At 58.7% G+C, this 26,113-nt stretch carries 26 protein-coding genes and 2 riboswitches; of the genes, 15 read left to right on the forward strand and 11 right to left on the reverse strand.

Translation table 11 applies throughout. The features are described from left to right. Window positions 1-1,372: 1,372 nt before the first annotated feature. Window positions 1,373-1,843: a hypothetical protein gene (locus GSP01_RS11060; RefSeq protein ID WP_141353551.1), complete on the forward strand. Its 471-nt coding sequence runs from the start codon at window positions 1,373-1,375 to the stop codon at window positions 1,841-1,843. Between the two features lie 670 nt (window positions 1,844-2,513). Here GSP01_RS11060 and GSP01_RS11065 read toward each other — a convergent pair. The 3 genes from GSP01_RS11065 to GSP01_RS11075 all read right to left on the reverse strand — a co-directional run bounded on the left by GSP01_RS11065 (window position 2,514) and on the right by GSP01_RS11075 (window position 4,786). Then, window positions 2,514-2,894, reverse strand: a complete 381-nt coding sequence (locus GSP01_RS11065) for a DUF3597 domain-containing protein (protein WP_141353553.1) — start codon at window positions 2,892-2,894, stop codon at window positions 2,514-2,516. 74 nt (window positions 2,895-2,968) lie between these two features. Beyond that, on the reverse strand, window positions 2,969-4,264 hold the full coding sequence (gene ahcY, locus GSP01_RS11070; RefSeq protein WP_062107190.1) for an adenosylhomocysteinase: 1,296 nt from the start codon (window positions 4,262-4,264) through the stop codon (window positions 2,969-2,971). 144 nt (window positions 4,265-4,408) lie between these two features. Continuing rightward, window positions 4,409-4,786, reverse strand: a complete 378-nt coding sequence (locus tag GSP01_RS11075) for a hypothetical protein (protein WP_141353555.1) — start codon at window positions 4,784-4,786, stop codon at window positions 4,409-4,411. Between the two features lie 245 nt (window positions 4,787-5,031). Between GSP01_RS11075 and GSP01_RS11080 the strand changes: the two genes are divergently transcribed. Further along, window positions 5,032-6,096, forward strand: coding sequence for a transporter (locus tag GSP01_RS11080; RefSeq protein ID WP_141353557.1), 1,065 nt, complete (start codon window positions 5,032-5,034; stop codon window positions 6,094-6,096). Window positions 6,097-6,192: 96 nt separating this feature from the next. On the opposite strand, the gene GSP01_RS11085 is transcribed toward GSP01_RS11080, so the two are convergent. The 3 genes from GSP01_RS11085 to mutY all read right to left on the reverse strand — a co-directional run bounded on the left by GSP01_RS11085 (window position 6,193) and on the right by mutY (window position 10,248). After that, window positions 6,193-7,884: an alpha-keto acid decarboxylase family protein gene (locus GSP01_RS11085; protein WP_141353559.1), complete on the reverse strand. Its 1,692-nt coding sequence runs from the start codon at window positions 7,882-7,884 to the stop codon at window positions 6,193-6,195. 661 nt (window positions 7,885-8,545) lie between these two features. Then, window positions 8,546-9,190, reverse strand: a complete 645-nt coding sequence (locus GSP01_RS11090; RefSeq protein ID WP_141353561.1) for a hypothetical protein — start codon at window positions 9,188-9,190, stop codon at window positions 8,546-8,548. Then, window positions 9,187-10,248, reverse strand: coding sequence for an A/G-specific adenine glycosylase (gene mutY, locus GSP01_RS11095; RefSeq protein ID WP_141353563.1), 1,062 nt, complete (start codon window positions 10,246-10,248; stop codon window positions 9,187-9,189). Before mutY ends, GSP01_RS11090 begins: the two co-directional genes overlap by 4 nt. A gap of 10 nt (window positions 10,249-10,258) precedes the next feature. Between mutY and GSP01_RS11100 the strand changes: the two genes are divergently transcribed. After that, the gene (locus tag GSP01_RS11100; RefSeq protein WP_141353565.1) at window positions 10,259-10,804 is read left to right on the forward strand and encodes a DUF721 domain-containing protein; all 546 of its coding nucleotides are present in this window, start codon (window positions 10,259-10,261) and stop codon (window positions 10,802-10,804) included. A 113-nt stretch (window positions 10,805-10,917) separates the two neighbouring features. Next, window positions 10,918-11,523: a hypothetical protein gene (locus tag GSP01_RS15220; RefSeq protein WP_167495533.1), complete on the forward strand. Its 606-nt coding sequence runs from the start codon at window positions 10,918-10,920 to the stop codon at window positions 11,521-11,523. A gap of 67 nt (window positions 11,524-11,590) precedes the next feature. Here the strand turns inward: GSP01_RS15220 and serB are convergent, their stop codons facing one another. Next, complete coding sequence (gene serB / locus GSP01_RS11110) at window positions 11,591-12,484, reverse strand: phosphoserine phosphatase SerB (protein ID WP_141353567.1); 894 nt, start codon at window positions 12,482-12,484, stop codon at window positions 11,591-11,593. Between the two features lie 41 nt (window positions 12,485-12,525). Here serB and miaA point away from each other — a divergent pair, with 41 nt between their 5' ends. The 6 genes from miaA (at window position 12,526) to speE (ending at window position 18,647) form a co-directional block, all read left to right on the forward strand. Further along, entirely contained in the window at window positions 12,526-13,518 is a 993-nt protein-coding gene (gene miaA, locus GSP01_RS11115) for a tRNA (adenosine(37)-N6)-dimethylallyltransferase MiaA (RefSeq protein ID WP_141353569.1), read from the forward strand. 30 nt (window positions 13,519-13,548) lie between these two features. Continuing rightward, entirely contained in the window at window positions 13,549-15,342 is a 1,794-nt protein-coding gene (gene ilvB, locus GSP01_RS11120; protein WP_141353571.1) for a biosynthetic-type acetolactate synthase large subunit, read from the forward strand. Beyond that, window positions 15,342-15,869 (forward strand): acetolactate synthase small subunit, encoded by a 528-nt coding sequence (gene ilvN / locus GSP01_RS11125; RefSeq protein WP_141353573.1) that lies wholly within the window; start codon window positions 15,342-15,344, stop codon window positions 15,867-15,869. The genes ilvB and ilvN overlap by 1 nt, the downstream gene beginning before the upstream one ends. Beyond that, a complete protein-coding gene (gene ilvC, locus GSP01_RS11130) occupies window positions 15,869-16,888 on the forward strand; it encodes a ketol-acid reductoisomerase (protein ID WP_086647929.1) in 1,020 nt (339 codons plus the stop codon). The genes ilvN and ilvC overlap by 1 nt, the downstream gene beginning before the upstream one ends. Before the next feature lie 341 nt (window positions 16,889-17,229). Continuing rightward, entirely contained in the window at window positions 17,230-17,709 is a 480-nt protein-coding gene (speD, locus tag GSP01_RS11135) for an adenosylmethionine decarboxylase (RefSeq protein ID WP_141353575.1), read from the forward strand. Between the two features lie 65 nt (window positions 17,710-17,774). Beyond that, window positions 17,775-18,647, forward strand: coding sequence for a polyamine aminopropyltransferase (gene speE / locus GSP01_RS11140; protein ID WP_141353577.1), 873 nt, complete (start codon window positions 17,775-17,777; stop codon window positions 18,645-18,647). 36 nt (window positions 18,648-18,683) lie between these two features. Here the strand turns inward: speE and GSP01_RS11145 are convergent, their stop codons facing one another. From GSP01_RS11145 to GSP01_RS11155, 3 genes are all read right to left on the reverse strand, one after another. Beyond that, the gene (locus GSP01_RS11145) at window positions 18,684-19,112 is read right to left on the reverse strand and encodes a MarR family winged helix-turn-helix transcriptional regulator (RefSeq protein WP_141353580.1); all 429 of its coding nucleotides are present in this window, start codon (window positions 19,110-19,112) and stop codon (window positions 18,684-18,686) included. A gap of 99 nt (window positions 19,113-19,211) precedes the next feature. After that, window positions 19,212-19,493 (reverse strand): putative hemolysin, encoded by a 282-nt coding sequence (locus tag GSP01_RS11150; protein WP_141353582.1) that lies wholly within the window; start codon window positions 19,491-19,493, stop codon window positions 19,212-19,214. Between the two features lie 3 nt (window positions 19,494-19,496). Next, window positions 19,497-19,799: a putative quinol monooxygenase gene (locus GSP01_RS11155; RefSeq protein ID WP_141353584.1), complete on the reverse strand. Its 303-nt coding sequence runs from the start codon at window positions 19,797-19,799 to the stop codon at window positions 19,497-19,499. Window positions 19,800-19,890: 91 nt separating this feature from the next. Beyond that, a riboswitch (glycine riboswitch) is annotated at window positions 19,891-19,981 on the forward strand. Beyond that, a riboswitch (glycine riboswitch) is annotated at window positions 19,982-20,058 on the forward strand. It begins immediately after the preceding riboswitch. Window positions 20,059-20,139: 81 nt separating this feature from the next. Between GSP01_RS11155 and gcvT the strand changes: the two genes are divergently transcribed. From gcvT to GSP01_RS11180, 5 genes are all read left to right on the forward strand, one after another. Then, on the forward strand, window positions 20,140-21,285 hold the full coding sequence (gene gcvT / locus GSP01_RS11160) for a glycine cleavage system aminomethyltransferase GcvT (RefSeq protein ID WP_141353586.1): 1,146 nt from the start codon (window positions 20,140-20,142) through the stop codon (window positions 21,283-21,285). A gap of 36 nt (window positions 21,286-21,321) precedes the next feature. Further along, a complete protein-coding gene (gene gcvH / locus GSP01_RS11165) occupies window positions 21,322-21,681 on the forward strand; it encodes a glycine cleavage system protein GcvH (protein ID WP_141353588.1) in 360 nt (119 codons plus the stop codon). A gap of 78 nt (window positions 21,682-21,759) precedes the next feature. After that, the gene (gcvP, locus tag GSP01_RS11170; protein ID WP_174787596.1) at window positions 21,760-24,615 is read left to right on the forward strand and encodes an aminomethyl-transferring glycine dehydrogenase; all 2,856 of its coding nucleotides are present in this window, start codon (window positions 21,760-21,762) and stop codon (window positions 24,613-24,615) included. 199 nt (window positions 24,616-24,814) lie between these two features. After that, window positions 24,815-25,126, forward strand: a complete 312-nt coding sequence (locus GSP01_RS11175; protein WP_141353592.1) for a putative quinol monooxygenase — start codon at window positions 24,815-24,817, stop codon at window positions 25,124-25,126. Between the two features lie 88 nt (window positions 25,127-25,214). Further along, window positions 25,215-25,427: a heavy-metal-associated domain-containing protein gene (locus GSP01_RS11180; RefSeq protein ID WP_141353594.1), complete on the forward strand. Its 213-nt coding sequence runs from the start codon at window positions 25,215-25,217 to the stop codon at window positions 25,425-25,427. Window positions 25,428-25,451: 24 nt separating this feature from the next. Here the strand turns inward: GSP01_RS11180 and GSP01_RS11185 are convergent, their stop codons facing one another. Further along, window positions 25,452-26,081 (reverse strand): trimeric intracellular cation channel family protein, encoded by a 630-nt coding sequence (locus GSP01_RS11185; protein WP_141353612.1) that lies wholly within the window; start codon window positions 26,079-26,081, stop codon window positions 25,452-25,454. Window positions 26,082-26,113: the final 32 nt, after the last annotated feature.

Consider the following 26,113-nt stretch of genomic DNA (forward strand, 5'->3'; position numbering starts at 1 on the left):
AGGAGGGACAGTACAACATCCTCCCTATTCATTTTGTATTTCTTGGAAGAAGCACATATTAATATCGGATATGGAACGGATTCTGTGCTCAGAAATGCTACGTTCGGTGAAGCCATGGAGTTCATATCCGAGACGTAGTTAATCAAAAAAAGGTGTCTCTGTAGGGGATTTATGGGAGTTTTCACGTGTGCCGGTGGCATAGAAGTTGGCAGTGGAAAGATGCGTTTGGGTGTATGTTTTTCGACATCCAGTATGAAGAGTCGAACGGCTATTTGAGCAATTCGACCGAGCGGTGAGGTAATTTAACGTTTAAGAATGTAATCGATCTTGCGCCCGAAACGATATACAACAAGGAAGCAGTACACGGCATCGGGGGTGACTCTTGCCGAATATGCGAAATACGACGAGAATTACGGGCTGTGAAATGACCCGTCCAAAACAGTGTTATTACAGATATAATTCCAGCACCTAACATGTCCGATTTTGATTGTGTGAGCCTCAATCGGCGCTTTGCATCGTGGCTGACGATGGAAAACCAGCTTTATTAAGCGGGTTCGAGTATGGTTATCTAGGAAAGTACGGATGGTAATTTAGACGTGCACAGGTGCGAATAGTGTGACGTTCTATAATTTAGCCGTGAAGAAAATGGCGACCTATGTTAGTGATATTTCTGGGAATGTGCGAACACTAAATTTGTTATTATATAGATACGTTACGACTAGGGTTGTATATATTTTGTATGGATATTCCGTTCAATGTATGGGCGGATGTGCCGAAGGGTCGTCGCTAAACCTATGTACTGGAGCTTAGCAAAAACGCGATCTTGGTTCTCTCCGAGGTGGGGTTGGCTTACAACTATGATATTCCCGATCTGAACACGATGGTTCAGTCCTATCGCGAGTTCGATATTCACCCTTGGAATGGATTATTATCAATACTTTTGTAAAATATTCCTTGTTCATAACGAGATTTAGTGTGGCGATAAATAAATCGACAAAGATTCTGATGAGGGGCAGTCGGTATTGTGTATCCTGACAGACACCTATTGCGATAAGTTAACGTATTATGAAAAATTTGATTGCGCATCCGATGTCGGTTTTCCAGGTTTGGTTCGTTGGAAATGTAAAATCGGAAACGACTCTCAATTATCAAGTTGGATCGGTTTATCATGGCAAGAACTGGAGGCTGTCATTGGATGAAATTACACCGATTTCTCCCATTATATCATTTTCAAACAGATTGGTGTCGAGAGCATTGGCGCGACCTCGACGTATGTGAATAGCGGTGGTGCGATTTATCGCGAGATTGAACTCGAGGGGCAGTATATTATTGGATGCGGTTTTTGCTTTGTGGTAATTTCCATGTGAATGACGTGAGCTATAAACATAGTAGCGTTCATGTGGCGACGGCGGATTTAATGGTATTGTTCGGTCTGCTTTATAAAAATGTGAAAGGAATATATTTCTCTCAGATGGGGAAATATGTTGGGCATTACTGGATTTTGGGCAGCACCACCAGCTCAGTTTGTTATATTATGTTTGAAAACCAGTACAGAGTCTACGTAAGTATAATAATAAATCTGGTCCCGAGCTGGCGTATTCATAATATCGGGAGCTTTATGAGCGATATAACGTCGAACCTTAAGATTTCCAACGTCTTTAACAACCGCTCCATCAGGAATTTGCGGGTAACCGGTATTATGGTGATGCGTCGCTTTACTGACGTGGAGGCTGACCGTCCGGAGCTGTTCTGGAAAAATCTTACTTCTGTCCTTGCATGGGATCCGGAGTCCGATTGCCTCTTCGTCCGTTTTAAAGGTGAAAGCCGGGTTCGACTGGCCTGAGTCGTCCGTAACGTCCGGCGAGATGATGTCGCATGGTGCGGCAATGTTGGGGGGGCAAAGGTTCAGGCTGTCCGGTCGTATTATCTGCAGCTGGCTTTAGGGCCGTTGCAAAACTGTTCCGATTAGATCCGGGTCTAGGCGCAGGACGTGGCACCTGATTGTCCTGTTAAGGCGTTGTGGAGGGCGTGGGGTGTGGATCATAACCGCCATTCGGCGGGTAGAGCCGTGTCGCTACTGCCGCAGGCCGAGCAGGCGTTTGTATGTCCCGTATTGCGGAGGTGCAGCGCGGATTACAGGCGTTGTAGACACGGATGGTGCCGGGAATGTACGAGGGGGCTCGGCGTATTTCGCATTGTCTGCCGGATGATGTGGTGTTTGAGTAGAAGAAAGCTGCGCCGTATCTTCCAGGTGGTGTTGCGACGGAGGTATGGCGGTGATTCTCGGACTATCATAGGTGTTTGAGGATCAGATGGATGCGGTTCTAGCGTTTGAGCGGTGGCGTTATCCGGGCCGGCATGTGAACGTCAGAGTGAGGATTTTCCATTAGGTGTTCGATATAGACGCTTGAGCCACATAATCTGATCCTTTTCTGATACAGGAGTTTCATAAAAAAAGCCCGACTGGTGGACAGTCGGGCTTTTTCACATTGTCCGTGCGGACGGGGCGCGGATTAGTGCGTCCAGTCAGCCGGAACCTTGCCACCATTCTTGGCCAGCTCGGCATAGACCTGCTTGATGAGCCAGACGTTCATCGTTGCGGTGTCGTCCGTGCTGCCCGAATAATGCAGTTCGCCGGCCAGTTCCTTGCGGGACTGGAGCGAGCTGTCGAGGCCGAGCAGCTTCAGGAGGTCCACGATGGAAGTCTTGTAGTTCAGCGGCTGGCCTGCATTTGCGGCCAGACCGGACAGGACGGCGTCCACATCCACGGGCGCTGCGGCCGGGGCTGCTGCTGCTGGAGCTGCGGCGGCTTCAGCCGGAGCGGCTGTGGTGGACGGTGTGGCGGCTTCTGCATGTCCGAAGATCTTGGACATGATCGTGCTGAAAAGACCCATGAGTGTAACTCCTGTTGGTTAAGGAAATCCGGAAGGGTGCAACCGGGATTCCGCCCTTCCTGATCCGCCTCGTCTTAGTAGCGGTATTCTTCGTGCTTGAACGGACCGTTGACTGGAACGTCGATGTAGTCCGCCTGTTTCTGTGACATTTTGGAAAGTTCTGCACCGACCTTTGCGAGGTGCAGGGCAGCGACTTTCTCGTCCAGAGATTTCGGCAGGGTGTAGACCTTGACTTCGTACTGGCCGGGCTTTGCCGTCCACAGTTCGATCTGTGCCAGGGTTTGGTTGGTGAAGGATGCAGACATCACGAAGGACGGGTGGCCCGTTGCGTTGCCAAGGTTCACCAGACGGCCTTCGGACAGAAGGATGATGCGGCGGTTCGGCGCCAGTTCGATCTCGTCAACCTGCGGCTTAATGTTGTTCCAGCGGTAGTTGCGCAGGGCTTCGACCTGAATTTCGCTGTCGAAGTGACCGATGTTGCAGACGATCGCACGGTCCTTCATCTCGCGTACATGGTCGATCGTGATGATATCCACGTTGCCGGTGCAGGTGACGAAAATATCGCCGCGCGGGGCTGCGTTTTCCATCGTGACGACTTCATAGCCTTCCATGGCGGCCTGAAGGGCGCAGATCGGATCGACTTCGGTCACGAGAACGCGGCAGCCTGCGTTGCGCAGGGAAGCAGCGGAGCCCTTGCCCACGTCACCATAGCCGGCAACCACGGCGACCTTGCCCGCCATCATGACGTCCGTGCCGCGACGGATCGCGTCCACGAGGCTCTCACGGCAGCCATACAGGTTGTCGAACTTCGACTTCGTGACGCTGTCGTTCACGTTGATGGCCGGAACCTTCAGCGTACCCTTCTTTGACATTTCCCACAGACGATGCACGCCCGTTGTCGTCTCTTCGGAGATGCCGCGCACGTCCTTGAGCATTTCGGGGTACTTGTCGTGCATCATGATGGTGAGATCGCCACCATCATCGAGGATCATGTTCGGCGTCCAGCCATCGGGACCGTGGATGGTCTGCTCGATGCACCAGTTGAACTCTTCTTCCGTCAGGCCCTTCCAGGCGAAGACGGGGATGTTCGCTGCTGCGATGGCGGCGGCGGCATGATCCTGCGTGGAGAAGATGTTGCATGAGGACCAGCGGACCGTGGCGCCGAGGTCGATCAGCGTCTCGATCAGAACGGCGGTCTGGATGGTCATGTGCAGGCAGCCGGCAATGCGGGCGCCCTTGAGCGGCTGTGTATCCTTGTACTCTTCGCGAAGAGCCATCAGGCCCGGCATTTCGCCTTCGGCGATGGAGATTTCCTTACGGCCCCAGTCTGCCAGAGTAATGTCGCGAACCTTGTAATCCTGCGTCGTCATGAAATGGCCCTTGCTGCCCATCTTTGGATGGGTGCCTGTATAAAGGCTTGGGGAAGCTGCGCAAAGGGCGCCCTTACCGGGTCTCTGTCCGCGGCTTCCCCCGACAGGACTTTTCAGTCTTACCGTCAGTCTGGATGCCTAGCCTTATTGGGGTGCCGTGGTCTGTGGGGATGTTTCGGCAGGCGTCGACGCCTTTTTGTGAGAATGGGTGTGCCGGCGATCGAGCTTACGGGGGTTTTTCTGGTTTGGCGGCACGGGCCCAGTTTCGCTCGTGCTTCTGGTCATGGCGCCCGGAGAACTCGGTGGTGGTTGGTCAGGCTGTTCCGTGATCGTGCGCGGATTGGTCGGCAGAGCGTTATTGGGCTGGCTGATCGTGGAGTTCTGGGCTTTCTGGATCGCTGACGTGGAGGTCTGTGTCTGATCGTTGCTGGGAGCACTAACGGCCTGCGCCATGGCGGAAGGCGCAAGTGCTGCGGTGCCGAGCATAAGGCTGGCAACGAAAAAAGAAGTGCGGAGGGACATGAATATTCCTTTCCGGAGGGAAGCCCCCTAGGTCAGGGGCTGACTCATTGCGTCACAGAATCGTAACAGTCCCAATGGGTGGGAGTTGCATCTACCGGGCCTCACATTTTTGGTCCGGACAGGTATATTGCGTCCCTTCACCGGGCATGCGAGAAGCCGGACAGGGCTTGTTCCCAGTCCTTTTTCGGATTGTTTCTGTGAAAATCGCCTATCGGTCCTGAACCCCCTGAGAACAGGAGGATGTCGTGTCAGAGAGCACTGCCTACAACTTCCCTTTCACGGTTCTGGATCCCGAACATCAGGAGACCGGCGCTCCTGCTTTTGCGAATGGTCTTGTCTGGGCTGTTCATGCCGTTCCGGGGCAGGAGCTGCGCACCCTTGGGTCAGCCGAGGTCGAAGCACTTCTGGCGGCAGGGCGTTCGGTTTCGGATGATGGCTGGTACTGGCTGCATTTCGATACGGTCCACAGTTCGGCGCGCGGATATGTCGCGCATCTGCCTGATCTGCCCGAGGACGTCTGCGCCATGCTGGCAGAGACGGAATACGGAATCGCTCTGGAAGCATTCGGCGATCTAATCTGGGGCGCGCTGCCAGCGTTCGATGATGCTTTGTCCGAAGAGGACCGGGAGATCTGCGCCTGGCGGTTTGCGATGCGTCCGGATCTGTTGATCACGACACGACGCAACCCCATTCCTGTTCTCGGAGCGGCCTATCGCTCTCTCAGACCGGATCAGATTCCACGGACGCCCGCGGGAATCATCGATCGGGCATTGCGGGAATTTACGGGAACCGTGCGTCGGCAGCTCGGACATCTTGATGACGAACTGGACAGGGCCGAGGACGTGCTTCTGCTGATCGAGCATCGCTCCGATCTGGGGCATCTGGGTAGTATCGTGGGCAAGGTGCGCCGTCGTGCGACCGAATTGCGTCGGGTTGTGACGCCGATTGATCGTGTTCTGAAAGACGAGGATCTGGATCTTCCGGATTGGGCCGAGGATGAATTGCGGGACCGGGCCGAGCGCCAGGTTCATGCAGCACTGGACGATCTGATCGCGCTTCAGGATCGTGCGCGGTCGTTGCAGGACGAGCTGGGGTCCAATCAGGCGGAAGAGACCAACCGGCGGCTGTATATCGTCTCGGTCGGGACCACGTTGATGCTGCCCGCAACATTTGTAACCGGGTTCTTCGGCATGAATACCGGCGGGATGTTTCTGGCTCAGGGATCGCTGGGGACCGTGGAGGCGGGCATTGTTTGTTTCGTCTTCATGAGTGTAACGTTTTTGTTCATGAAGATTGCGCGTCTGCTCTGATTTTCTAGCTGAGAGCCGGCTCAAGGAAAAACCCCCCGTGCCGGGCACGGGGGGCTGTGTAACAGGGACTGATCCGGGAAGGATCAGACGCTTTGTTCAGACGTTTTGCTGTTTGCGGGAGTTTGCGGCGGCAACAGTTTTGCCCCACTGAACCAGTGCCTTGGTGCAGTCCGCACGATCGAGCTTGCACTCGATGAGAGTTGGACCACGGGTATTTTTTTTGGCTTTGGCGATGGCTTCAGCCAGTTCTTCGCCCGTCGAGGCATGCAGGCCAAGACCGTATTTGCCGCTTTCTTTACCGGGAACGCCCTGGTTGAAGCACTGCATCAGAGCGGCGTAGTCCCAGTTCTGGATGTAATTGTAAGGACCGTCATGAATGGCGATTTCGATAACGTAGCCGTGGTTGTTTACAAGGAAGATGATGACCGGCAGTTCGTAACGAACCATCTGGGCCACTTCCTGCGCGGTGAGTTGGAACGAACCGTCGCCGACCATGAGGATGTGCTTGCGTTCCGGCGAAGCGGTGGCGTTGCCGAACATGGACGGAACGGACCAGCCGATGTGACCCCACTGCATTTCCGTCTCGACCTTCGCACCTTCGGGAAGGTGCATACGCACGGCATTGAACCATGAGTCGCCGGTCTCGGCGAAGAGGGTGGTGTTGCCGTCGACCAGTTCGTTGATCTGGCGGGTCATTTCGTCGTTGGACAGCGGCTTGGACGGGTCAGCTTTTGGTAGCATGACGGGCTTGTATTCGCTAGTCAGGGCTGCGGACTTCTTCGGAGCCTTCTCGGTCAGGGCCTTGACGAATTCCTTGAGGCGGAAGCCGTCGAAGGTTTTACCGTTGACGGTCACGCGGTCCGGATCGATTTCAAGAACCTTGCCACCTTTGATAATGCTCGTCCAACCTTCAGACGAATAATCGTTCCAGACTGGAGCTAGCGAAATCACGGCGTCGGCGCCTTCGATGATTTCCTGTGCTCCAGGGCTGCTGACAGAACCCCAGTAAACGCCGCGGAAGCCGGGGTGCGTCTCGGGAAAGTAGCTTTTTGCGGCGGCCATGACGGTGACGGGGCAACCGAGCTTGTCAGCCAGTTCGACCGTCTCTTTGAGGGCTTCGGCTGCGCGCAGCTTGGTACCAACCAGGATGGCGACCTTGTTGGCCTTGTTGAGGAAGCTCAGGCTCTCGTCCAGAGCGGCCTTCAGGCTGGCTTCGTCCGGACGCGGATGGGCGTGCAGGGACGAGACCGGACCCGGACGGACGCAGGGTGCGGCTGAGATGTTGCAGGCGATTTCAAGATAGGCCGGCTTCTTCTCGCGCAGCATCGTGCGGATGACGTGGTCGATTTTGTCCGGAGCGACTTCAGCAGATGTAATGCTTTCGGCAGCACAGGTGACGTGCTTCGCCATTTCCATCTGGTAGCTGTATTCCGTGCCGCCGATCGTGTGGTGCAAGATGTGGCCCGAACCGTGATCGTTGGAGTTCGGAGCACCTGAAATCACGAGGATCGGCAGGTTTTCGGCATAGGCGCCGCCGAGACCGTTCATGGCGGAGATGGCGCCGACGCTGAAGGTGACTACGGCTGCGGCGGCACCGTTGGCGCGGGCGTAGCCTTCGGCTGCAAAGCTGCAGTTCAGTTCGTTGCAGTCATAAATTTGCTTCGTGCCGCCCTGTTCGATCAGCTGGTCGAGCAGAACGAGGTTGTAGTCGCCGGCAACGGCGAAATGATGCTTCAGGCCGATCTGTGTCAGTCGTTCGGCAAGATAATGTCCGACAGTATAAGTCATGATTTCAGTACCTCAGGAGCCATAGGGACGGTCAGATGACTGGATGATCTGACTTACTTAACAGGACCATGCAGTCATCTGACCGAAAATGGCAGGTGACAGGTCACGGGTATCCGGAAGGACCGCGTAGCCATTGGGACAACAGTGGGGTTGGGAAGAAATCTGGACCTGTCCGTGAAAAGCGTATGAGGCCATTCGGAGTTCGGGTGCAGGTGTCTGGAGCAGGACGCTGAAAGGTGACGTGCAATCAGGCCCATTAGAAAAACCGAAAACTTCAGGTGTGCGACTTTCTGTCGCTAAACAATGGGCAGTATAACAGAAAGAACGGCCCGTTCCGGTATGATGAAATCCAGAAACGGCCAGAAAAAAATCTCTAGATGACATATCTTCCCATGACAGCCGGAAAATAGACCGGCTTTGTACGAAATACCTATCTGATCCAGACACAGGAATGTTTAGAACAAAAATCCCGTCTGTGAAGGATATCGATCAAATATTAAAATTAATTGAAAAAATCCTTATTCATGGGAGGGATTGAATACAGTTGGAAGTCTTCTGTGAAACGGATGAGGACCACAATGGTCTGGTTCCGGTATTTCAGGCTGGAAATAGCGTCGAGATGTCCTGGCCGATTCTTCCGGCACTGGCTGTGTCTCTGGCTCTACAGTGTTTCCAGGGCCGGCGTCGGGGCCGTTTGATGGTGTACGGTGACAAGTGTCGGGGCGGTGTCGATCTGCCATGTCAGTTCGATGGAAGCGCTCGTGCCGGGCATGATCTGGCTGATCTGGGTCAGGGCATCGGTGTTCAGGAACAGGGGAAGGCTCCTCTCGCCGAACCGGAGGGTCATCTGGTCGTGCACGGGCGGAGTCGGTAGATCTTCGCCGGTGTCGTCTTCCAGCTTCAGTGCATCGGGCGTTACGAGCAAGGAGAGTCCGCGCAGCATTTCCAGCGTCAGGGGAAGAAAGGTTTCCCACTCATTTTGGTGCGGGGAATAGTAATCCACGAGGCCGGCACCGAAAGGAACACTGATCAGGTAGGTCTCATGTTCAGGCAGGAAGAATGCGACTCGGTTATGGGGCAGTTCCTGTATTTCGATTTCCGGGAAAGCTTGGGGCATGGACACGCGTTTTTCCATGAACGGGCGGCAGGGGAACTGAAAGGCTTCCGGGACAAGGGCGCAGAGCCCCGGGAGGCGGCCTGGCTGGAAAGGGGTACGGGTTGGAGCATCTTTCAGTGGATCGTGGTCGAGCATCCAGCCATGCCAGTCCATGAACCACAGGCGCAGTGTCGGGGGTGTTTCAGTCATCGTGTCTCCGGAGTCTGCTTGGTGAGGGCCAGGCATTTCTTCATGACGCCGGGCAGGGCAGCGCGCGTCGTTGAACGGAACGTGCCGAAAGAGGAATCGATCCCTGCATTATGGCTCTGTGGAAGGTAAGCCTCATAGACCGTAAGATACAGGGTGAAGTGAGTGAAGACGTGGCGGATTTCGCCTCTGTGGGTCCAGTCGGTCAGGCAGGGCGCATGGGTGAGGGCTTCGTCTTCGCTCCAAGGTGCACTGCGCCAGTCCGTTCCGGGAAGTTCGTCCATGCCGCCCAGAAGGCCGGTGGGAGGGCGGGTTCGCAGCAGGGCCTGTCCGTTGGAATCGTGCAGGAGGAAATGTATGCCGTAGCGGGTCGGGCGTGTCTGTTTTGGTTGTTTAGCCGGGAGCTGAGCCGCGATTCCGCGGGCATGGGCGATGCAGGAGGTTTGCCAGGGGCAGGTCAGGCAGGTGGGATTGCGGGGGGTGCAGATCGTTGCGCCGAGGTCGAACAGAGCCTGAGCGAAGTCGGACGGGCGGCTTTGTGCGTCCGGATCAGCGTTCAGGAGTGCGGCCTGTTTTGCTAGAAGGGGGCGTGCAGCCGGGAGCGGTTCTTCGGTTGCGTTGAGGCGGGCCGTGATGCGTTCGACATTGCCGTCAACGGGGACAACGGGGCGTCCAAAGGCGATGGCGGCGATGGCGCGGGCTGTATAGGCGCCAATTCCGGGGAGTGTCAGCAGCTCTTCGACCGTGTTTGGGAAACCGCCGCGTTCGGAGACGCGTTTCGCACATGCATGGAGATTGCGGGCACGGGCATAGTAGCCGAGGCCGGCCCAGAGGTGCAGGACGTCTTCGAGCGGAGCCGCCGCGAGGTCCTGGACTGTAGGGTAATGCGTGAGAAAGCGCTCGTAATAGGATATGACGGCTTTGACGGTCGTTTGCTGGAGCATGATTTCGCTCAGCCAGACGGCGTACGGATCCGGGCGCTGGCCGGGCAGGCTGCGCCAGGGAAGGGCGCGGCGGTGGTGGTCGTACCAGCGCAGAAGGGCGGATGCATCAGGAGTCACGGGAACGGATATGACGAAGGATCGCGGTTCGGACAAGCGCCCGTTACGAAATACGGCCCGAAAGAAACCAGCGCAGGAGCCTGATGGCTGGGTTCCCGCGCCTGATCGCAACTGGACGCCGCGCCGTTCGGGCACGAAGCAGATCGGCTCTTTCGTGCAGGCACTGACACAGCCTGTCTTCAAGAAGAAGCCGCCGGTTCTGGCGCGTCTGATGATGGACTGGGCGGATTTTGTCGGTCCGCGACTGTCCAAACAGACCGAACCGCGCCGTCTGTCGGCAGGAACGCTGACTCTGGCCTGTGCGGGGCCGATCGCCATGGAGCTTCAGCATCTGGCGCCACAGATCATCGAGCGCATCAATGTGGCCTGTGGGCTGCGGGGCGAATATGGGATCGAGCGTCTGAAGATTGTTCAGGATCTGGTGGCGTTCGAACGGCCCACGCCGAAGCGCCCGAAACCGTTGCAGATCGAAGTGCCGGATATCGAGGACGAGGAGCTTCGTCTGGCGTTGGAAAGCCTGGGCGGTCATCTGGGCGCGCATCGTCGGCGAAGGTGACGGAAGTGTTTCACGTGAAACAAGTTGTTTCGTCATGGAAAGGCCCTCTTCCTACACGATCTGGTAATGCCGATATGGAAAACATGATCGGGCTTTCCCGCAGGAGACTTGCCATGACCTTCACAAACAGACCGGCCGCCGCACTGATGCTGGCCTTGCTGGCATCCACGATTTCCGTTCCCGCTTTTGCCCAGCATGGGGGTGGCCCGGGCGGCGGAGGTTTTCATGGCGGTGGCGGAGGGCCCGGCGGGGGCTTTCACGGTGGTGGCATGGGACCCGGCGGTATGGGGGGCGGTTTTCATGGTGGTCCGGGCGGTGGCGGCGGGTTTCGCGGCCCGCCCGGTGGGGGTGGATATCGTGGAGGCTGGAGCGGAGGTGGCTATGGCGGTAGCCGTCCCGGATGGGGGTTCCGTGGCGGCGGCTGGGGCGGAGGATGGGGTGGTCCGCGCTTTGGCGGCTGGGGCTATCCGGGCTGGGGTGGTTGGAACGGCTGGGGTGGACCAGGCTGGTTTGGCTATGGCTGGGGAATGCCGGGTTGGGGCGGCGGCTGGGGCTGGGGCGGCTGGGGCCTTGGTGTCGGTCTTGGCGTCGCGACCGGTATGGCGATCGAGGCCTCGCCTTATGGGTATGGCGGCGGGTATGGTTATGCGCCGGGCTATGCTCCCGGCTACGCCGTGCCATCCTACTCCAATGTGCCTCCCTATACCTGGGGATACTGATCGAGAAAAATCCGCCGGGGTTTGAGAAACCGGCGGATTTCACTTGTCGTCAGGGTTTGAGGTCCGGTCAGTCCGTGACGAAATCCTTTGCATGGTAGCCCTGTGCGAAAAGATGCGCGCGCAGGTTGGCGAAGTTGATCTGGGTGGGAATGATGCGGCGGACATTGGGTTTGGCGTGGAAGGCCAGACCAAGTCCCGCGCTGGCGAGCATGGGAATGTCGTTGGCGCCGTCGCCGGTTGTCAGGGCCGCGCGAAGTTGTACGCCGCGCTCGGAGGTCAGGCGTTCGAGATGGTCGCGCTTGGCGTCGGGGCCGAGGATCGGGCCAGCGAGACGGCCGGTAATTTTGCCGTCTGCGATTTCCAGTTCATTGCCGTAATTCTCGTCGAATCCGCAAAGCTCGGCGACGCGCTGGGTGAACCATGTAAAGCCGCCCGAGACCAGCGCCGTGCGGCCATTATGCTTGCGCATGGTCTGCACGAGTTCGCGCGCCCCTTCCGTCAGGGTGACGGACTCCCAGACCTGTTCAAGAACCGAAGCGGGTTTTCCGGCAAGAAGGGCCACGCGCTGTTCAAGCGCGGTTTCGAAATCGAGTTCGCCGTTCATGGAGGCGCGGGTGATGGCCGCGACGTCTTCACCGCAGCCCAGAAGGTCCGCTAGTTCGTCGAGCGTTTCGCCGGTGACGATGGTGCTGTCCATGTCCGCGACGAGAACGGCCCGGCGGCGACCGCGTGTTTTGAGAAGCAGCGCATCGACACGGTAGGGTGCGAGCGTTGCGCGGATCGTGGTGATGTTGGCCGATCCGGGGCGTGGTGGGGGGCAGGGAATGTCGACCGCTTCGCCCGGAGACAGGACGATGGGCGCGTTGCCCTTGACGAGTCCGCGGGCCATGTCGATGGCCTCGGGTTTGAGGGGACCGGATTTCCGGTCGGCGATGAGGGTCAGGACGGCAGGAAGGGACATGAGATCTCGTAACGGTCCGGCACGTGTGGCAGGAGGGGAGAATGAACGCCCCGAAGACAATAAAAACTGCGATCATTGTGGCTGGACCGACGTGCTCCGGCAAGTCAGCACTGGCGCTCGACCTTGCTCGACGCTTTAACGGTACAATCATCAACGCGGATTCCATGCAGGTTTACCGCGATTTGCGGATTCTGACGGCCCGTCCTGATGACGCGGATGAGGCTGCCGCCCCGCACCGGCTTTACGGGGTTCTGGATGCGGCTGTGCCGGGAAGTGTGGCCTGGTGGCGGTCAGAAGCCTTGCGGGAAATGGACGAGGCGTGGGCCGTGGGGCGTATGCCGATCCTGTGTGGTGGGACGGGGATGTATCTGCGGGCACTGACGGATGGTCTGGTGGAGGTGCCGGATCCCGGAGACGCTGCGCGGACCGAAGCGCGGGGGCTGGCGGAAGAGGTCGGGTCGGAGGCGCTTCATGGGCGTCTGATGCAGGTTGATCCTGAAACGGCGTCTGGTCTGCGTCCGAACGATACGCAGCGGATTTCGCGGGCCTGGGAAGTCTGGACGGGGACGGGGCACGGGCTGGCCTGGTGGCGGTCTCAGCCGGGTTTGCCGCCCGCTCCATGCCGGTTTGTGTCCGTGCAGCTTGATCCCGAGCGGGAGGGATTGCGCCGGGCGATCGATTTCAGATTCGGGCAGATGTTGGAGGCCGGGGCTCTTGAAGAAGTGTCCACTCTGTTGGAGCGGGGCCTCGATCCGGTTCTGCCTGCGATGCGTGCACATGGGGTGCCGGAACTGGCTGCCGTTCTGCGGGGAGAGGTATCGCTTGAGGAAGCGCGGAAATCCGCGGTCCTTGCCATCGGGCGCTATACGCGGAGACAGGCGACATGGTTTCGGCATCATGCGCTGGGGAAAGGGGATGATGCGATGATTTCGTTGCGTAGATATACCTACTTTGCGCAAGATTCGAAAAGTGATTATGAAAAAATAGAGAACTTTATATCAGATCGAGTTGACGCCGCCGCGTTGTCGTCCTAAATCCGGCGGCTCATACCTTGGGAGGAAACGGTGACGGCTGCTGAAAGAGACGCAGGAACAGGCAACGAGGCGCTGAATGGCGCGGAAGTGCTTCTGCGCGTTCTCGATGAAGAGGGTGTGGAGGTCATATTCGGATATCCGGGTGGGGCTGTCCTTCCGATTTACGATGCTCTCTTCAAGCAGGACCGTATTCGCCATGTGCTTGTCCGCCATGAGCAGGCGGCCGTTCATGCAGCCGAAGCCTATGCGCGTTCGACGGGCAAGGTTGGTGTGGTGCTGGTGACGTCGGGGCCTGGTGCGACGAATGCCGTGACCGGGCTGGTGGATGCGCTGATGGATTCCATTCCGCTCGTCTGCCTGTCGGGGCAGGTGCCGACCAAGCTGATCGGCAATGATGCGTTTCAGGAAGCCGACACGACGGGCATCACGCGGCCTGCGACCAAGCATAACTATCTCGTGCGCGAGCCGGGCACGCTGGCACAGACCGTGCGTGAGGCGTTCGAGGTTGCGCGGTCGGGCCGTCCGGGGCCGGTTCTGGTGGATCTGCCCAAGGACATCACGGTCGGCAAGGCGCCGCTGACGAAGCCGGCACTGTCGCGCCTCCAGCGGCTGCGTCATCAGGGCGGTCCGGATGCGGAGGCGATCGCCCGGACCCTCGAAGCCATGAAGACGGCGAAGCGCCCGCTCTTCTATACGGGCGGGGGTATCATCAATTCAGGGCCGGAAGCGTCGGACCTGCTGCGTCGTCTGGCGCGCAAGACCGGTTTCCCGGTGACGTCCACGCTGATGGGGCTGGGGGCGTTTCCGTCTCCCGATCCGCAGTTTCTGGGTATGCTGGGCATGCACGGTTCGGTTGAGGCAAACATGGCCACGCATGGCTGTGATCTGCTGATCGCTCTGGGATCGCGCTTCGATGACCGTGTGACGGGGCGTGTGGATGCGTTCTCGCCCAATTCGTTCAAGGTTCATGCTGATATCGATCCGAGCCAGATCGACAAGATCGTGCCGGTGGATGTGCGGATCGAAGGCGATGTGCGTGATACGCTCGAAGCGCTGCTGGAAGCCTGGGGTGATACGCCTGCGCCGGATCTGTCGACCTGGTGGAACCAGATTGCGTCCTGGCGGAGTGTGGATGGCTTCGGCTTCACGCAGGATATGACGCCGTCTGCCGTCATCCGTCCGCAGCATGCGGTTCGTCGTCTGTATGAGCTGGCGAAGGAAACGGGCCGCGATACGTTCGTGTCCACCGAAGTTGGGCAGCACCAGATGTGGGCGGCCCAGCACTTCCAGTTCGACAAGCCGAACCGGTGGCTGACATCCGGTGGTCTGGGGACGATGGGCTATGGTCTGCCGGCTGCCGTGGGCGCACAGGTGGCGCATCCGGATGCGCTGGTGATCGATATCGCCGGTGAGGCATCCACGCTCATGAACATCCAGGAGCTGGGGACGATCGCGCAGTATCGCCTGCCGGTGAAGATCTTCATCCTGAACAACCACTATATGGGCATGGTTCGTCAGTGGCAGGAATTGCTTCACGGGTCGCGCTATTCGCAGTCCTATAGCGAGGCGCTGCCGGACTTCGTGAAGCTGGCTGAAGCCTTCCATGCCACCGGAATGCGGGCAACGCATGTGGGTGAACTGGATGACGTGATCCGCCGGATGCTGGAGCATGACGGGCCGGTCGTGGCCGATATCTGTGTGGCGGAAGGCGAGAACTGTTATCCGATGATCCCGTCGGGTGCGGCGCATAACCAGATGCTGCTGGGTCCGGAACAGGATTCCGAAGCGGCGGGACTGACCGAAGAAGGGAAGATGCTGGTCTGATGACGGAGACTATCCAACATTCGGTCATCTCGGTCCTGATCGAGGACGAGAGTGGCGCGCTGGCTCGTGTGGTAGGCCTGTTTTCCGGCCGCGGCTACAACATCGAGAGCCTGACGGTGGCGCTGGTGGATGCGGAGCAGAAGCTCTCGCGCATCACCGTTCTGACGTCGGGCACGCCGATGGTGATCCGGCAGATCAAGGCGCAGCTCAAGCGCCTGATCCCGGTGCATGATGTCTGTGACCTGACGGAAGAAGGTCCCTATGTGGGCCGTGAGCTTGCGCTGGTGAAGATCGTCTCGTCCGGTGACCGCCGGACGGAGGCCCTGCGCATTGCGGATTCGTTCCGTGCGCGGCCCGTGGATACGACGGCCACGAGTTTCGTGTTCGAGCTGACGGGGTCTCCTGAGAAGATCGACGCATTCATCGAGTTGATGCGCCCCCTTGGTCTGGCCGAGGTTTCGCGTACCGGGATTGCTGCCATCGGGCGCGGTCCTTCTGTCTTTCATCTTAACAAGGAGTCTGTCTGATGCGGGTATATTATGATCGTGATGCCGATCTGAATCTGATCAAGAGCAAGAAAGTCGCGATCATCGGCTATGGCAGCCAGGGTCACGCTCATGCCAACAACCTCAAGGATAGCGGCCTGACGGACATCGTCATCGGCCTGCGTCCGACGTCTTCTGCCGTCAAGAAGGCTGAAGAGGCCGGTTTCAAGGTCATGTCCCCGGAAGACGCAGCTGCGTGGGCCGATGTGGTTATGGTTCTGACGCCGGATGAAGGCCAGGGTGCCCTGTACAAGGACAGCCTTGAGAAGAACCTGAAGCAGGGTGCGGCCCTCGCGTTCGCGCATGGTCTGTCCATCCACTTCCGCATCATCGAAGCCCGTCCGGATCTGGACGTGTTCCTGATCGCGCCGAAGGGTCCGGGCCACACGGTCCGCTCTGAATACCAGCGTGGCGGTGGCGTTCCGTCCCTCGTGGCCGTGGCACAGAACGCTTCGGGCAATGCGCTCGAAATCGCCCTGTCCTATGCCAGCGCCAATGGTGGCGGCCGTGCAGGCATCATCGAGACGACCTTCAAGGAAGAAGTCGAAACCGATCTGTTCGGTGAGCAGGCTGTCCTGTGTGGTGGCGTTGTGGACCTGATCCGCGCCGGTTTCGAGACGCTGGTTGAAGGCGGATATGCGCCGGAAATGGCCTATTTCGAGTGCCTGCACGAGATGAAGCTGATCGTGGATCTGATCTACGAAGGCGGCATCTCCAACATGAACTACTCCATCTCCAACACTGCAGAGTATGGTGAGTACGTGACGGGTCCGCGTATCATCACGCCGGAAACCAAAGCCGAGATGAAGCGCGTCCTGACGGACATTCAGGACGGCACGTTCGTTCGCAACTTCATCCTTGAGAACCAGTCCGGTGGCGTTGGCTTCAAGGCCATCCGCGCCCGCAACGATGCTCACCAGATTGAAAAGACCGGTGAGAAGCTGCGGGCGATGATGCCATGGATTGCCAAGGGCAAGCTGGTCGACAAGACCAAGAACTGATCAGGCGGATCAGAGGGGCCGGATTCGGCCTCTCGGGACCGGGAAGCTTCAGCTTCTTGTCGGGCGTCGGGATCTCCGGGATTCGTTTCCTGGAGATCCGGCGCCCGAACTATGTATGGGGTGTTGGGTTCAGGACAGTTCCGCGTTTCAGCTCTGTGTGCAGGAAAGGGAAAATCCGTTTCTTATGCAGTGAGGACATGGGGCGGGAAAGATATGTGACATATTGGGGAATTACTTCATAAAGTGCTTGCATCAGGGGGGAGGGGCCGCTAACTAGCGCGCTTCTTGGCCCAAGGGGGCAATTTTGCCCAACAGGCTGTCTACTGGTTTGGGGGTACGTGATGAACGCACTTGCTCAACTGGGGATGGTATCGGAACTCCCGAGAGATATCCAGAACAGCGCAGCTCACCTCGTTGAGGAGGAGCGCAAGGATTACTTTATTGAGCGGGATGGCGAGCGTTATGCTGGCAATCATCTGCTGATCGACTTCTGGGATGCCCGGAATCTCGATGATCCGCTGCGGATCGACGAGACGCTGTGCGAAGCTGCTGTAGCGGCAGGTGCCACGATCCTGCACAGCCATTTCCATCACTTTACGCCCAATGGCGGTGTGTCTGGCGTGATCGTTCTGGCGGAGAGCCATATCTCGATCCATACGTGGCCGGAACGGAATTATGCAGCCGTGGACGTGTTCATGTGCGGTGCATGTGATCCGAACCTGTCGATTCCGGTGATGCAGCGCCTGTTCCAGGCCGGCCGGATCGAGGTCGATGCCGTACGGCGTGGCCGCGTGCAGGACAAGGCCGTCAAGGCAGCCTGAACTGACCAAAGGGCCGGATGAAACCGGCCCTTTTTCAATACAATCCGACAAGGAAACGATGATCCATGGCTGAAACATGGCTCAACGAGACCCTGTACCCGGACTGGGGACAGCGCTTTCTCGTTACGCGTGAGCTCGCACGGGTAAAATCCGACTTCCAGGATGTGGTGGTGTTTGAAAGCTCCAGCCACGGCCGCGTGCTGGTGCTGGATGGTGTCATCCAGATCACCGAGCGTGATGAGTTCGTCTATCAGGAAATGCTGACGCATGTGCCGCTTCTGGCGCATCCCTGTGCAAAGCGTGTGTTGATCATCGGTGCGGGTGATGGTGGCGTTCTGCGTCGCGTGTTGCAGCATGAGACGGTCGAAAAGGCTGTCATGGTCGAGATCGACGGCGCGGTGATCGAACTGTCCAAACAGTATCTTCCGAAGATTGCCGGTGATGCTTGGAACGATCCGCGGGCCGAAGTTATCGTTGGCGACGGCATCGATTACGTCCTGAAGGCGGCTGACGGTTCGTTCGATGTGATCATCGTCGATAGCACTGACCCGATTGGTGTGGGCGAAGTGCTGTTTACGGACGAGTTCTACAGCAACTGCGCACGTATCCTGTCGGCTGAAGGGCTGATCGTGAACCAGTGCGGCGTGCCGTTCATGCAGGCGGATGAACTGCATGAGACGAGTCTGCGCCGTGCGAAGTTCTTCCCGCATGTGGGGGCGTATGTGGCCGCTGTTCCGACCTATGTCGGTGGGTTCATGACGCTGGGTGTGGCCTCCAAGGGGCAGGCACCGAACACGCAGACGGTCGAGCAGATCCGTGTCCGTGCTGACGCTGCGAAGATTGTGGGCACGACGCGCTACTGGACGCCGGAAATCCATGTCGGCTCGTTTAACCTGCCGCCCTATATTGCCGAGCATCTTCCCAAAACCGGAAAATGATCGTGCGCCTGCCTCTTTGACTGAAGGGGCAGGTGACTACAGCTGCTCTTTCAGACTGCTGTTGATCCGTTCCAGAAGTGTTACGAGAATATTGCGTTCGAGGGGTGTAAACCCCTTGAGTGCTATGTCGGTTAAATGTTCCATAACAGGAACGATATTCCGGCTTTTCCGCTGTCCGTCCGATGTCAGTGTGACCAGTGTGCTGCGGCGGTCTGTCGGGTCTGGTTCGCGCTGGATCAGGCCGTCGCGTTCCATCCGGACGAGAAGCGTCGTCATGCCCGGCTGTTCGATATCTGCAAAATCCGCGAGCGCTTTCTGATTGAGGGTTTTCCCGTCCTGCAAAGCCTGAAGCACAGGAAGCTGACCGATCCGTAGGCCTGTCTTTTTGAGTTCGCGTTCCAGCAGGAGCGTGAAGAGCCTGGTGTTACGCGTGGTCAGGGCACTTAGCGGGGAAGGGGTCGTCATGCGGATTCCGGGTATTGTGTGGATAGAATACATAACATGTTATGTATATGGATTATTAAAAACCCGGCGGCCCTGTTCGGGCCTGACCGGGCTGGAAAATCAGGGCTTCATCTTGGCCAGGGGAGCGACGCAGCGGTGTTCGCGGTAGAGCGTCCACTCGTCGCAGATCTGGTTTGGGGGGAAAGTGCAGGTACCGGTTTCGCCGCCGCGCGTCCGGACGTCGCCGTGTCGGCCGCCCTGCTGCGTGCAATAGACGCTGGCAGGGTTGGGGATCCCGATTAGGCGCTGGCGGGGGTTGTGCTGCGGGTGTGAAGCACAGGCGGAAACCGTGCCGCACAGGAGTGTGATGGCGAGGAGGCGTTTTGTGTTTGAAAGATGCATTGCTCAGGGAGCCCTTTTCTTCAGGAAGCGGACGCTGCGTTCCTTGATGTCCAGTTCTTTTACAGCGTTTGAGAAGACCTCGAAATGTGGGGTCCTGAGATGCTCTTCGAAGGCCGCATGGTCGGTATAGACTTCCATCAGAATAACGGTATCGGCTTCCGTTTCGGAGGAGAGGACCGTGAAGCTGTGGCAGCCGGATTCGTCGGCGACGGAGCGTTCGCTGTCATAGGTGCAGACCTTGAGAAACCTGTCGTAGGTTGCCGGTGTGGTCTCGAATTCGGCAATGACCGTCAGTTCGCCAGCCATGGAGTTCTCCTTTGTGCATTTAAGGTCTCGGGACACAACGCGGGAGCGATCGTAACGATTGCGGAGTTTTTCGGAAACTGGCAGGATTGGGAGGACCGACACGGGAGAGACCAGCCGAAAAGGCTGGCGCCGAAGGAGCAACCGCCCCGGAAACTCTCAGGCTAAAGGACCGAGGCGGTCAGGACATTCTGGAGAGAGGTGCGCGTGACGCATCCGCCGACGGGATAGCGATCTCAGGCGAAAGGACAGAAGGGGCGACGTGTTTCCGGCCGCGTTCTGCGTGGAGCCGGGGGCGTCTGCATCTTCACGTCTTGAGATAGAATGGACCGGGCTTTTTCGTATGAGCGATTCCCTCCAGCGTACTCCCCTTTATGATCTGAATCTGGAACTTGGCGCGAAGATGGTGCCGTTCGCAGGCTTTGAAATGCCGATCCAGTTCCCTGCGGGGCTGATGGCGGAGCATCTGCATACGCGTGAGAAGGTCGGTCTGTTCGACGTGTCTCATATGGGGCAGATCCGCATTGCTGCGAAAAGCGGCGACGTGAAGGAGGCTGCTGCGGCTCTGGAGACGCTGGTCCCCGCGGATTATGTCGGCCTTGCCGCCGGGCGTCAGCGTTATGGACTGCTGACCAATGAAGAGGGTGGCATTCTGGACGATCTGATGGTCGCCAATATGGGCCATGATCTTCTGGTGGTCGTGAACGCGGGTTGCAAGGTTCAGGACGCGGACCGGATCGAGAAGGCGCTGTCTGATCGGTGTGTTGTGACGCGCCAGTTTGATCGTGGGCTTATGGCGCTTCAGGGGCCGGCTGCGGAAGCGGCTCTGGCGCCGCTTTGCCCGGCCGTGAAGGACATGCGCTTCATGGATGTGATCGAGACAGAGCTGGCCACTGCGACTGGGCCAGTGAAGGTGACGGTGTCGCGGTCCGGCTATACGGGCGAGGACGGGTTCGAGATCGGCTGTGCGGGCGCGGATTCCGAGAAGGTCGCGCGTGCGATTCTGGCGCAGCCGGATGTGTTGCCGATTGGTCTGGGTGCGCGGGACTCGCTGCGTCTTGAGGCCGGGTTGTGCCTGTATGGCAATGACATTGACGTCACGACCACCCCGGTTGAAGCCTCGCTGGGCTGGGCGATCCAGAAGGCGCGTCGTGAAGGCGGTGCGCGCGAGGGTGGCTATCCGGGGGCGGAAGTCGTGCTGAAGCAGACGTGTGATGGCGTATCGCGCAAGCGCGTGGGTCTGCTGGTGGAAGGTCGCGCTCCGGTGCGGGCGGGGGCGAAGCTCTTTGCCGATGCCGAGGGGCAGAAGGAAATCGGGATGGTCACGTCCGGGGCGTTTGGCCCGAGCGTGAAGGCTCCTGTTGCGATGGGTTATGTCGCGTCGGAATATACCGCGCTGGACACACCCGTTTTTGCGGAACTGCGGGGCAAGTATGTGCCACTGCATGTGCGGGCGATGCCGTTCGTGGCACCCGGCTTCAAGCGCTGAACTTACAGTCGAATTTTAGATCAGGAAAAAGCAGCAATGACGACTTATTATACGAAGTCCCATGAATGGATCCGCGTCGATGGCGAGCAGGCGACTGTCGGTATTACCGCACATGCCTCTGAAGAGCTGGGCGAGTTGGTGTTTGTTGAGGCCAAGGACGAGGGCACGGACGTTGCCGCTGGCGATGCGGCTGCGGTTGTCGAGTCCGTGAAGGCGGCGTCCGACATCTATGCGCCGGTTGCGGGTACGTTGGCGGGCTTCAACGAGGCGCTGTCCGATGATCCGACGCTGGTCGGCCGTGACGCAGAAGGCGAGGGCTGGATCTTCCGTATGACGGTTTCCAACCCGGACGACCTCAAGGGCCTGCTGACGGCCGAACAGTACAAAAGCCTCTGAGGTTTGCGGGGTCTGCGCTGGCAGGCCCCGTTTTTCTTTACATCCCGCCCCAAATTCCTGCCTCCGCTTTTCATGAAAATGCCAGAGAACTTGCCTGTGACGACCTTGTGGCCTGCCCAGACCGAAGATTTCAGTTCCCGCCATATCGGCCCGCGTCCTTCCGAAATCGGAGAGATGCTGCGTGTCGTTGGCGCGTCCAGCCTCGATGACCTGATCGCCCGGACTATTCCGGCCGCCATTCTCGATCGCGGGGATCACGGGATCGGTGCGGCCCTGACCGAGCAGGATGCGCTGGCGCGTCTGCGGCAGATCGCCTCGCGCAATCAGGTTCTGACGTCCATGATCGGGCAGGGTTATTACGACACGGTTCTGCCGCCGGTCATCCAGCGGAACATTCTGGAAAATCCGGCCTGGTACACGGCCTATACGCCGTATCAACCCGAAATCAGTCAGGGGCGTCTTGAGGCGCTGCTGAACTTCCAGACGCTGGTGGCAGATCTGACAGGGCTGGATATTGCCAACGCGTCCCTGCTGGACGAGGGCACGGCCTGTGCGGAAGCCATGGCGCTGGCGCAGCGCGTGGGCAAGTCCAAGGCGACGGCATTCTTTGTGGATGCTGACACGCACCCGCAGACGGTTGCTGTGATCCGCACACGCGCCGAGCCGCTGGGCTGGGATGTCGTGGTCGGTGATCCGGAGACGGATCTGGATGCGTCCTCCGTGTTTGGTGCGCTGCTGTCCTATCCGGGCTCTTCGGGGCAGGTGCGGGATCTGCGCGGCGTGATTGCGGCGCTGCATGAGAAGGGTGCGATTGCGGCTCTGGCCTGCGATCCGCTGGCTTTGGTGGTGCTGGAAAGTCCGGGTGCGCTCGGCGCAGATATCGCGATTGGCTCGATGCAGCGTTATGGCGTGCCAATGGGGGCCGGTGGCCCGCATGCGGGGTTCATGGCGACGCGCGATGCGTTCAAGCGGCACATGCCGGGTCGTCTGGTTGGTGTGTCGCGCGACAGTGCGGGCAAGCCGGCCTATCGTCTGGCGCTTCAGACGCGTGAGCAGCATATCCGCCGCGAAAAGGCGACGTCCAATATCTGCACTGCGCAGGCGCTGCTGGCGATCATCGCGTCTATGTATGCGGTCTATCATGGTCCGGAAGGGCTGAAGGCTATTGCCGCACGCACACATCGGATGGCAGCGATCTTGTCCGCCGGGCTGAAGGCTCTGGGCGCGAGCGTCGAGACGGACGTGTTCTTCGACACCATCACCGTTCAGGTTGGCGCTGCTGCACCGCAGGTCCTGGCGCGGGCCGTAGAGGCTGGCATTAATCTGCGTGATGCGGGGAATGGCCGAATTGGCGTGTCCTGTGACGAGACCACGACGCCGGAAACGATCCGCGCAGTCTGGGCGGCGTTCGCGGGTGAGGGCGTGGAGTTGGCGGCTGTCGAGCGCGCGCTGAATGTGACGGATGCGCTGCCGGAAGCGCTGTCGCGGAAGGCGCCGCTGTTGACGCATCCTGTGTTCCATGCCCATCGTTCCGAGACGGATCTGCTGCGTTATATGCGTGCGCTGGCGGACAAGGATCTGGCTCTGGATCGGACGATGATTCCGCTGGGCTCCTGCACGATGAAGCTCAATGCGACGGCGGAGATGATCCCCATCACATGGCCGGAATTCTCGCGGATTCACCCGTTCGCGCCTGCTGATCAGGTTCAGGGTTATGCCGAACTGTTCGCGTATCTGGAGCGTACGCTCTGTGCGATCTCGGGGTATGACGCTGTCTCGCTTCAGCCGAATTCCGGCGCGCAAGGTGAGTATGCCGGGCTTCTGGCGATCCGTGGCTATCACCGTGCGCGTGGGGACGAGAACCGCGACGTCTGCCTGATTCCGGCGTCTGCGCATGGGACCAATCCGGCTTCGGCGCAGATGGTCGGGATGCGGGTTGTCGTCGTGGCCTGCGATGAGAACGGCAATGTCGATGTCGAAGATCTGAAGACGAAGATCGCGCAGCATGACGGGCGCGTGGCGGCCATCATGATCACCTATCCGTCCACACATGGTGTGTTCGAGGAGCGGATCGTCGAGATCTGCGAGCTGGTTCATGCAGCCGGCGGTCAGGTCTATCTGGATGGTGCGAATCTCAATGCGCAGGTCGGTCTGGCGCGTCCGGGTCTGTATGGCGCCGATGTCTCGCATTTCAATCTGCACAAGACGTTCTGCATTCCGCATGGCGGCGGCGGTCCGGGCATGGGGCCGATCGGAGTGGGTAAGCACCTTGCGCCGTATCTGCCGGGACAGCATGGCATTGCGGTGTCCGCTGCGCCTTTCGGATCGGCATCCATTCTGCCGATTTCCGCAGCTTATATCATGATGATGGGCGACGAGGGCTTGCGTCAGGCGACGACGATGGCGATCCTGAATGCGAACTACATCGCATCGCGTCTGGAAGGGCACTACCCGGTTCTGTATCGCGGCACGAATGGCTTTACTGCGCATGAATGCATCGTGGATCTGCGCCCGCTGAAGGATGCGGTCGGTGTGACGGTGGACGATATCGCCAAGCGTCTGATCGACCATGGCTTCCATGCACCGACCGTCAGCTTCCCGGTGGCGGGGACGTTCATGATCGAGCCGACGGAATCCGAGGGGAAGGGCGAGTTGGATCGCTTCTGCGATGCGATGATCGCCATTCGGGCGGAGATTGCCGAAGTCGAAGCCGGGCATGTGGTGATGGAGGCCAGCCCGCTGCGCTTTGCGCCGCATACCACGGCGGATCTGGCGGGCACATGGGACCGGTCCTACAGCCGCGAGGAAGGATGCTTCCCCGGTGGTGTGGACACGTCGAAATACTGGTCGCCGGTCGGACGTCTGGACAATGCCTGGGGGGACCGGAACCTCGTCTGTTCCTGCCCGGATATTTCGACCTACGCGGAAGACTGAACGGTTTTTTTCAGTCTAATGTTGGGAAACAGGCGTCTTCCTTCGGGAAGGCGCCTTTTTGCTGTCTGCTTCTTTCGGATCGGATACCCGGTATGGGTTCTTTCTCGCAAAGGTGTGCGGTATGGTTTCACGTGAAACACTGCTCGTCTGCGGAAAGGTCGTGGTCGGGTAGGTGTCATTCTTGATGAGGAAGTTCCTGATGATTCAGACGGTTCACATCACGGCTGTTGTCACGGTCGCGGCGGACCATGCCGCAGCGGCAGAACACGCTTTTGCGGCCTGTATCGTGTCTTCGCGCAAGGAAGAAGCCTGCCGCCAGTACGTTGTCAGCAGGGATATCGAAAAGACTGGCCGACTGGTGGTTTCCGAAGTCTGGACTTCGGAAACCGGGTTCGAGGCGCATCTGGCGTCACCTCATTTCAAGGCTCTGGGGGAAGCACTTGGAAAACTGGATGCGCAGCTCGACATCATGAAAGTCCAGCCGCTGGACGATGCTGCGGACGCAGTCTGAAAAGACGGTTTTCATTTCTGCGGGAGTATGCCCCATTTCGGGGATCGACTGCTTTGCGGAGCAGCCTTTGAAAACAGGAGAATCTCTTATGGTTTCGATGGTGACGTTCAAGGTTGACGGGATGTCGTGCAACGGATGTTCGGGAAAGCTGCAGTCTGCGCTGTCCAATGTTCCGGGGGTATCGTCGGCGGAGGTAACGCTCGATCCGGGGCTCGCTGTCATTCAGTACGATGAGCACAAAGTGACGCCAGTGGCGTTACAGCATGTTGTCGAAGATGTCGGGTTCGACGTTATCGCCTGACAAGCGTTTGAACGCGCCTGCCGCCTATCGTTTGTAATGCGGCAGGCCTAGTCCTTTGATGAGGGCTACGGCGCGCAGGCTGAAGCCAGCCACGACGGCAATCATGGCCGCAAGACTTGTATTGAGACCCAGCGCCGTCAGGGACACATAGGTTCCTGACGCCAGGGCGACGGCTGTGATGTACAGCTCCGGCCGGATGATGATGGATGGCACGCCTGCCAGCATATCCCGAAAAATGCCGCCCATGCAGGCACTGACGATCCCCATGAGAGCCGCTGGGATCAACGGGATGCCGTAAGCCAGCGCCTTGGCTGAGCCGAAGACGCCATAGGCGGCGATCCCAAGACCGTCAAACCATTCCACTGCGCGGGCTGGCCAGAAGCGGGTCGGGGTAAACCAGACGGCAATGGCGGATAGCAGGCAGGCTGTAATCGGGACGGAGGTGTGCATCCAGAAGACCGGCGCGCCAATCAGTAGATCCCGTACCGTTCCGCCGCCAACACCTGTAATTGCGGCAAAGAACATGAACGTCACGATGGTCAGGCGTGCACGTGCGGCTTCGATCGCGCCGGAAATCGCGAACACGATCGTGCCTGCGATGTCGAGGACGGGCAGGGCGGAGGAGGAGAAGGCCTGAAGGGCGGGAGGGATCATCGGGCCATTTTGAAGTGGTAGGGTGAAAACAG

It is taken from the genome of Gluconobacter sphaericus NBRC 12467 (genome assembly GCF_006539125.1).
GTDB lineage: Bacteria > Pseudomonadota > Alphaproteobacteria > Acetobacterales > Acetobacteraceae > Gluconobacter > Gluconobacter sphaericus.